1 protein-coding gene is annotated in these 1,450 nt (G+C 69.3%); it reads left to right on the forward strand.

What is annotated here, in order from left to right; translation table 11 throughout:
• Positions 1–84: 84 nt before the first annotated feature.
• Positions 85–1,335, forward strand: a complete 1,251-nt coding sequence (locus ACIPXC_RS35010; protein WP_401626549.1) for an IS701 family transposase — start codon at positions 85–87, stop codon at positions 1,333–1,335.
• Positions 1,336–1,450: the final 115 nt, after the last annotated feature.

Genomic DNA, 1,450 nt, shown 5'->3' on the forward strand with positions numbered 1-1,450 from the left:
CTAGTAGGGCTTGGTCAGGTTGGTGTTGTTGGTGCGTGTCCTGTGGGTGCGGTGTGTCGTTGAGGGCATGTGACGCCGGAGGAAATGGCATGTGTGCGGGCTGAGTTGGAGGAGTTCGCGGAGGAGGTTTTCGAGCCGTTCGCGCGGAAGGATCAGCGTCGGTGGGGGCAGGTCTATCTGCGGGGGCTGCTGACCGACGGGCAGCGCAAGTCGGTGGAGCCGATGGCGGCCCGGCTCGGGGCGGACGGGAACCGGCAGGCGCTGGCGCACTTCGTGACCACCAGCTCATGGGATCCGGCGCATGTGCGGGCCCGGCTGGCCTGGAAGATGGAAACGGTGATCCGGCCGAGTGCGCTGATCTTTGATGACACCGGGTTCCTCAAGGACGGCAATGCCTCTGCGTGTGTGTCGCGGCAGTACACCGGCACCGCGGGCAAGGTCACGAACTGCCAGGTGGGCGTGTCGCAACACCTGGCCTCGGACCATGCCTCGGCGGCGGTCAACTGGCGGCTGTTCCTGCCCGAGACCTGGGCGCCCGGGTCCGTGAAGGCCGATCCGGGCAAGGTCGCCCGCCGCGCCGCCTGCGGCATTCCCGACGACATCGGGCACGTGGAGAAGTGGCAGCTCGCACTCGACATGCTCGACGAGACCCGCTCGTGGGGGATCGAGGTGCCGCTGGCCGTCGCGGACGCCGGATACGGCGACGCCGCCGCCTTCCGGCACGGCCTGCAGGCCCGCGGCCTCAACTACATGGTGGGGATCTCCACGACCCTGTCGGCCCAGCCCAGCCACGCAGTCCCGGTCGTCGAACCGTACTCCGGCACCGGGCGCCCGCCGGTGGCGAAGTACCCCGACAAGCCTCAGTCGGTGAAACAGATGGTCATCGCTGCGGGCAGGAAGGCGGCGAAGCCGGTGCAGTGGCGTGAGGGATCCCGGCCCGGCACGGGCCGCAGCGGCTTCAAACGGATGTACTCGCGGTTCGTGGCCTTGCGGATCCGGCCCGCCGGACGCGAGGTCCGCCAAACCGTCGACGGACCGGAACTGCCGGAGTGCTGGCTCCTGGCCGAGTGGCCGGCAGGCCAGGCCGAGCCGGTCCAGTTCTGGCTCTCCGACCTGCCCGCCGACACCCCGCTGACCACCCTGGTCCGCCTCGCCAAGCTCCGCTGGCGCATCGAACACGACTACCGCGAGATGAAGCAGGCCCTGGGCCTGGCCCACTTCGAGGGCCGCACCTGGAACGGCTGGCACCACCACGTCACCCTCGTCTCCGTCGCGCACGCCTTCTGCACCCTGCAACGACTGGCCAGAGCCCCAAAAGACACGGCGCCGGCCTGACCCTCTACCAAGTCGTCCGCGAGCTACAGACCCTCCTCGCGACATGGACCGGCGCCTGCCCCACGTGCCACCGCGGCACACCCACACCAGCCCCAACCTGACCAAGCCCTACTAG

Source organism: Streptomyces sp. NPDC090021 (genome assembly GCF_044748225.1).
Classification (GTDB): domain Bacteria; phylum Actinomycetota; class Actinomycetes; order Streptomycetales; family Streptomycetaceae; genus Streptomyces.

What these genes read in the sequence shown, in the direction of transcription:
- ACIPXC_RS35010 (WP_401626549.1), top strand. Translation starts at nt 85, where the DNA reads ATGGCATGTGTGCGGGCTGAGTTGGAGGAGTTCGCGGAGGAGGTTTTC.